Genomic DNA, 5503 nt, shown 5'->3' on the forward strand with positions numbered 1-5503 from the left:
ACCACAAAAAAACCCGGCCGAAGCCGGGTTTTTGCCTTACGCAAGAAGCATTACTTCTTGGAACGGCCCTTGAAGCTGTTGTCGCGGGTGTCGATGTCGATCCACTCGTCGATCTGGATGAAGTCGGCAACCTGGATCTCGGTACCGTTCTTCAGCTTGGCAGGCTTCATGACCTTGCCCGAGGTGTCGCCGCGCGCAGCGTTCTCGGTGTAGACAACCTGACGGCTGATGGTGGTCGGCAGTTCAACCGATACCAGGCGGCCTTCGAAGAACACGGCTTCGCAGACGTCTTCCATGCCTTCTTCGATGTAAGGCAGAACAGCTTCGATGTCTTCTTCGTTCAGCTCGTACATGGTGTAGTCGCTGGTGTCCATGAAGGTGTACGAATCACCGCTGATGAACGACAGGGTCGCTTCTTTGCGGTCCAGGATCACGTCGTCCAGCTTGTCGTCTGCACCGTATACGGTTTCGGTCTTATAGCCGGTCAGCAGGTTCTTAAGCTTGGTCTTCATGATCGCGCTGTTACGGCCCGACTTGGTGAACTCAGCTTTTTGAACCAGCCACGGGTCGTTGTCGATGCGCAGCACGGTACCGGGTTTCAGTTCTTTACCAGTTTTCATTACGAAGTATCCGAATCTGGATGGATTTATAAAAATCGAGGCCGCATATCATAGCGAATTTCCATAAAAGTGTACTAGCGCCGTGGCAAGGTCCGGCTGAGCGGCCTGTTGCGCCGCCCAGCACCGGGCGTGCTGCTGCAATTCCGGCCAATGCCGGCGGGCTGCCTGCCAGGCCTGGCCCATGTCCTGGTCCATGTTCCAGGCCCGCCACAGGCCCAGCAACGCGGCGCCGGCATCGGTTGACAAGCCGCGTCGATGAAGCGCCAGAAACGCTTCGAGCTTTTCCCAGTGAGCATTCTCGTCCTGCACGTAGATGTGCCACAGCATGGGCTGCCCGGCCCACTGCGCCCGCACGAACGAATCCTCGCCCCGCACCGCATTGAAGTCGCAGCACCACAGCAGCCGGTCGAAATCATCCTGGCTGACGAACGGCAACACCTGCACGGTCAGCGCACCACGCGTGCGCACCTGCCCGACCTGCAGCGGCGCCTCGCCGAGCCAGTGGCTGAGGCCGGCGACCACACGGCCTTGCGGCACCAGCAGGTGGCAGGCCTGGTCACCGGTAGCCAAGGCCTCGAGCCAGTTGCCCAGTTGCGGGTTTTCATAAGCGAACAGGCTGATCAGCAGCGTTCCAGGCGCTGGGCTTACAGCCAACCCCTGCAGGAACGCCTGCCGGGCAGCAGCCGACTGTTGCAACGCGTCGCGCCGGGCCAGCAGCTCAGCCTCGCGCAGCAGGCCACCGGTGTTTTCGGTGAAGCCGGGGAAGAAGAACACTTTGCGCAAGCCATTTGCCTGCGGCGACGGCAGACCATGGCAACCCGCTACCCAATCCTCGGCACTGAGGTATTCAAGGTTCAACCACAGGGGTGGCCGGGGGCAAATCCGCATGGCCTCGACATAAGTCGCTGGCAACTGGCAGGCGAAGGCACCGATCACCACATCGGCAGGCGCTACCGGCAACCAGGCCGCCGGCCACTGGCGTACGTCCACGCCCTGCTGCCACTGCTGCGCCGCGTTGGCGTCGGCGCCGGGGCACATGGGCGTGAAGGCGTTGAGATCATCCACCCATAGGCGCACCGCCAGGCCATGCTCGGCCACCAACTGCCGGGCCAGGCGCCAGGTCACGCCGATATCGCCGTAGTTGTCGACCACGCTGCAGAAGATGTCCCAGGTGGCTTTCATGCGCCGTTCCCTTTAACTTGCGTAAAAACGCGGATTCTGCCCGACAGCATGCGACAATGCACCCCGCCCATTTTGCCAAGGAGGCCGCCATGCCCCGCCGCCGTGAACTGACCATCACCCTGAAGCCGTTGCAGTTGATACTGTGCGTGGCTTTGGGCCTATGGCTTGGCGCAATGGCGATTGCCCTTAGCCTGTGGCTGGCGCAGCAACTGTGGCCGCTCCCGCCCGAGCAACAAGCCGCGGCCCCGGCCGTGGCACCGGCACCGGTGCAACCGGCCGACGCGCAAGCTGAAATGTTCGAGCGCTACAAGCACATGCTGCAGCAACAGGAACAACAACAGGCCGCTGAGGCTGCGCAGGGCAACCCGCGCAACCTGAACAGCCCCAAGTGCCAGTTCTGGCTGCAACAGAATCGCACTGCACCTACCGACAAAAGCCAGGCCAACGTGCTGGAGTTCTGTTATTGACCACGCGCAAGCCCCACCTGCTGGCACAGATCGTCGCCACCCTGGAACATGACCTGGACGTGCTGACCCGTGCGGCCCAAACCGCCTATGAAGCCGCCACGGCGGAAGAGAACATCGCCGAGAACAAGTACGACACCCTGGGCCTGGAGGCCTCGTACCTGGCCACCGGGCAAGCCCGACGCAGTGCGCAAATCCGCCAGGCGCTGCTGATTTACCAGCAACTGCTGCTGCGCGACTACGACCCGGCGCGCGGGGTGCAGGTGAGCAACCTGGTGACCCTGGAGGATGAGGCCGGCGAACAACGTCGGGTGTTTCTGGGGCCTGAGGCTGCCGGCCTGAAGATTGCCGCAGCAGACGGGCTGGTGACAGTGATCACCCCGCGCTCGCCGCTGGGGCAAGTGTTGCTGGGTAAGCGGGTGGATGATGAGGTGAGCCTGGGGGCGCAGGTACTGTTCGTCGTGGATGTTGCCTGAACAGGCCGCGCACGCCTACAAACGGTGCAGGGCATCGAAACGCCCCGCCAGGCCCTGCTCGGCGAACTGCTCGACGATGAAATCGACGAACGCACGGGTCTTGCCCGGCAACAGCTTGTGCTCGGCGAAATACAGGCTGATATGCCCATCGTCCACATACCAATCCGGCAACACCCGCTGCAACCGACCGGCCTGCAGGTAGGGCACCGCGAACGGCAAACTCACCAGCGCAATCCCCAGCCCCTGCTCGGCCACCGCGCAGGCAGCGTCCGAATCGCTCATGGTCATGGCCTGGCGCAACAGCAATGGCTGCTGTACCTGCCAGCGGCTGGTCAACGGCCACGAGCGTACCCGCCCGGTCTGCGGCGAGCGGATCAGAATGCCGTCATGGCGCTTCAACACGTGCGGCTCATCGATCTGCGCATGCCGCTGCAGGTACGACGGCGCGGCCACCAGCACCCGGTGCGCCGGGGTCAACTTGCGCGCCACCACCCCCGGCGGCAGTTCAAAACCACCACCAATGGCCGCGTCGAAGCCCTGGCCGATCAGGTCGACCTGGCGGTTATCGAAATGCCAGTCCGGGGTAATGGCGGGGTAGCGGCGCAGAAATTCGCCCAGCAAGGGCAGCACGTACAAACGCCCGAACACCGTGCCCATGCTGACCCGCAGCAGCCCGGCCGGTTGCCCTTCGGCACTGGCCAGGTTGGCCACCGCATACTGGATGGTGTGAAAGCTGTCGCTCACCTCGCCAAGAAAACGCTGCCCTGCTTCGGTCAAGGTCAGCTTGCGGGTACTACGCTGGAACAACCGCACCCCCAGGCGCGCCTCCAACTGCGCAACGTGTTTGCCCACGGCAGCGGGCGTAATGCGCAAGCGCCTGGCCGCTTCGGCAAAGCTGCCCACCTCGGCACTGCGGATGAAGCATTCCAACGCGTTGAACGATTCCATGGCCATGATTGGCAACCAAAGGTTTACTCTGCTTATAGTGATTGCCATCTTATCAGCAGGTAATCGAGCGCCGATACTGCGCCTATCCAAGGCATTCCAGCCTGGCTCACAGCAGGAGATCAGCATGTCCAAGCAACTTACACTCGAAGGCAAGGTGGCCCTGGTACAGGGCGGTTCCCGGGGTATTGGCGCGGCTATCGTGCGGCGCCTGGCCCGCGAGGGTGCGCAAGTGGCCTTCACCTATGTCAGCTCTGCCGGGCCGGCAGAAGACCTGGCACGGGAAATCGGCGACAACGGCGGCAAGGCCCTGGCCCTGCGCGCCGACAGCGCCGATGCCGCCGCCGTGCAGCTGGCCGTGGATGACACCGTGAAGGCCTTCGGCCGGCTGGATATCCTGGTCAACAATGCCGGGGTACTGACGGTCGCGCCGCTGACCGAATTCGACCTCGCCGATTTCGACCGCACCTTGGCGGTGAACGTACGCAGTGTCTTTGTCGCCAGCCAGGCAGCGGCGCGGTACATGGGCCAGGGCGGGCGCATCATCAACATTGGCAGCACCAATGCCGAGCGCATGCCATTTGCCGGCGGCGCGCCTTATGCCATGAGCAAGTCGGCGCTGGTCGGCCTGACCCGCGGCATGGCGCGCGACCTGGGGCCGCAGGGCATTACCGTGAACAACGTGCAACCAGGGCCGGTGGACACCGACATGAACCCGGCCAGCGGCGAATTCGCCGAAAGCCTGATCCCACTGATGGCAATTGGGCGATATGGCGAAGCGGACGAGATTGCCAGCTTCGTGGCCTACCTGGCCGGCCCTGAGGCGGGCTATGTCACGGGGGCCAGCTTGACGGTGGACGGTGGCTTTGCCGCCTGATTGCGCCGTTGGTGTGGTGGCACCCTGTAGATCGAGCGCCACCCGCCCCTGCCCCGGCAAATGCATTGGCGCCGTGCCCTGTGCTTGCCGATAATCCCCCTCTTGCTCCTGCCCGCTACGAGAAACACATGCCCGCCCCTACTCTCAGCCGCACCCTGATCCTGCTGATGGCCACCGCCACCGGCCTGGCCGTGGCCAGCAACTACTATGCCCAGCCGCTGTTGCACAGCATTGCCCAGCAATTCGGCCTGAGCACCGCCAGCGCCGGCAGCATCGTGATTGCCGCGCAGCTCAGCTATGGCGCCGGCCTGTTGCTGCTGGCACCGCTAGGCGACCTGTTCGAGCAGCGTCGGCTGATTACCGTGATGACCGTCATCGCCACCCTCGGCCTGGTCATCAGCGCCTGTGCCCCTGGCCTGCCATGGCTGATCCTCGGTACGGCGTTGACCGGCCTGTTCTCGGTAGTGGCACAAATATTGGTGCCCATGGCTGCCTCGCTGAGCGAGCCGCAGCAGCGCGGCCGTGCGGTCGGCACACTGATGAGCGGGCTGCTGCTGGGCATTCTGCTGGCGCGCACCGCGGCCGGCTTCATGGCCGAACTGGGCGGCTGGCGCAGCATCTATGTGCTGGCCGCCGTGCTGATGGCGATCACCGCCGTGGCGCTGTACCGCAGCCTGCCGCAACACCACAGCCATGCCGGGCTGAAGTACCCGGCGCTGATCGGCTCGGTGTTCCGCCTGTTCCTGGAAGAGCCGGTACTGCGCCTGCGCTCGCTGCTGGGCCTGCTGGCATTCAGTTTGTTCGCCCTGTTCTGGACACCGTTGGCATTTCTGCTGGCAAACCCTCCTTACCATTATTCAGATGCGGTGATCGGCCTGTTCGGCCTGGCGGGTGCAGCCGGTGCACTGTCGGCCAACTGGGCCGGGCGCCTGGCCGACC

The 5503-nt window shown here is 63.8% G+C and carries 7 protein-coding genes; 4 read left to right on the plus strand and 3 right to left on the minus strand.

Going from position 1 to position 5503, the window contains the following annotated elements; genetic code table 11:
* Window positions 1-50: 50 nt before the first annotated feature.
* Both efp and earP read right to left on the minus strand, forming a co-directional pair.
* A complete protein-coding gene (efp, locus tag GYA94_RS06905; protein WP_054905497.1) occupies window positions 51-620 on the minus strand; it encodes an elongation factor P in 570 nt (189 codons plus the stop codon).
* A 48-nt stretch (window positions 621-668) separates the two neighbouring features.
* Window positions 669-1802, minus strand: a complete 1134-nt coding sequence (earP, locus tag GYA94_RS06910) for an elongation factor P maturation arginine rhamnosyltransferase EarP (protein WP_161892002.1) — start codon at window positions 1800-1802, stop codon at window positions 669-671.
* Window positions 1803-1891: 89 nt separating this feature from the next.
* Between earP and GYA94_RS06915 the strand changes: the two genes are divergently transcribed.
* Both GYA94_RS06915 and GYA94_RS06920 read left to right on the plus strand, forming a co-directional pair.
* Entirely contained in the window at window positions 1892-2269 is a 378-nt protein-coding gene (locus GYA94_RS06915) for a hypothetical protein (RefSeq protein WP_161892003.1), read from the plus strand.
* A complete protein-coding gene (locus GYA94_RS06920) occupies window positions 2266-2742 on the plus strand; it encodes a GreA/GreB family elongation factor (protein ID WP_161892004.1) in 477 nt (158 codons plus the stop codon). Before GYA94_RS06915 ends, GYA94_RS06920 begins: the two co-directional genes overlap by 4 nt.
* A 15-nt stretch (window positions 2743-2757) precedes the next feature.
* Here the strand turns inward: GYA94_RS06920 and GYA94_RS06925 are convergent, their stop codons facing one another.
* On the minus strand, window positions 2758-3696 hold the full coding sequence (locus tag GYA94_RS06925; protein ID WP_161892005.1) for a LysR family transcriptional regulator: 939 nt from the start codon (window positions 3694-3696) through the stop codon (window positions 2758-2760).
* Between the two features lie 118 nt (window positions 3697-3814).
* Here GYA94_RS06925 and GYA94_RS06930 point away from each other — a divergent pair, with 118 nt between their 5' ends.
* A complete protein-coding gene (locus tag GYA94_RS06930) occupies window positions 3815-4564 on the plus strand; it encodes a 3-oxoacyl-ACP reductase family protein (RefSeq protein ID WP_161892006.1) in 750 nt (249 codons plus the stop codon).
* A 128-nt stretch (window positions 4565-4692) separates the two neighbouring features.
* Window positions 4693-5503: MFS transporter (locus GYA94_RS06935; protein WP_161892007.1), on the plus strand; the 811-nt coding region annotated here is incomplete at its 3' end.

The organism is Pseudomonas juntendi (assembly GCF_009932375.1).
In the GTDB taxonomy this organism is placed as follows: Bacteria; Pseudomonadota; Gammaproteobacteria; order Pseudomonadales; family Pseudomonadaceae; genus Aquipseudomonas; species Aquipseudomonas juntendi.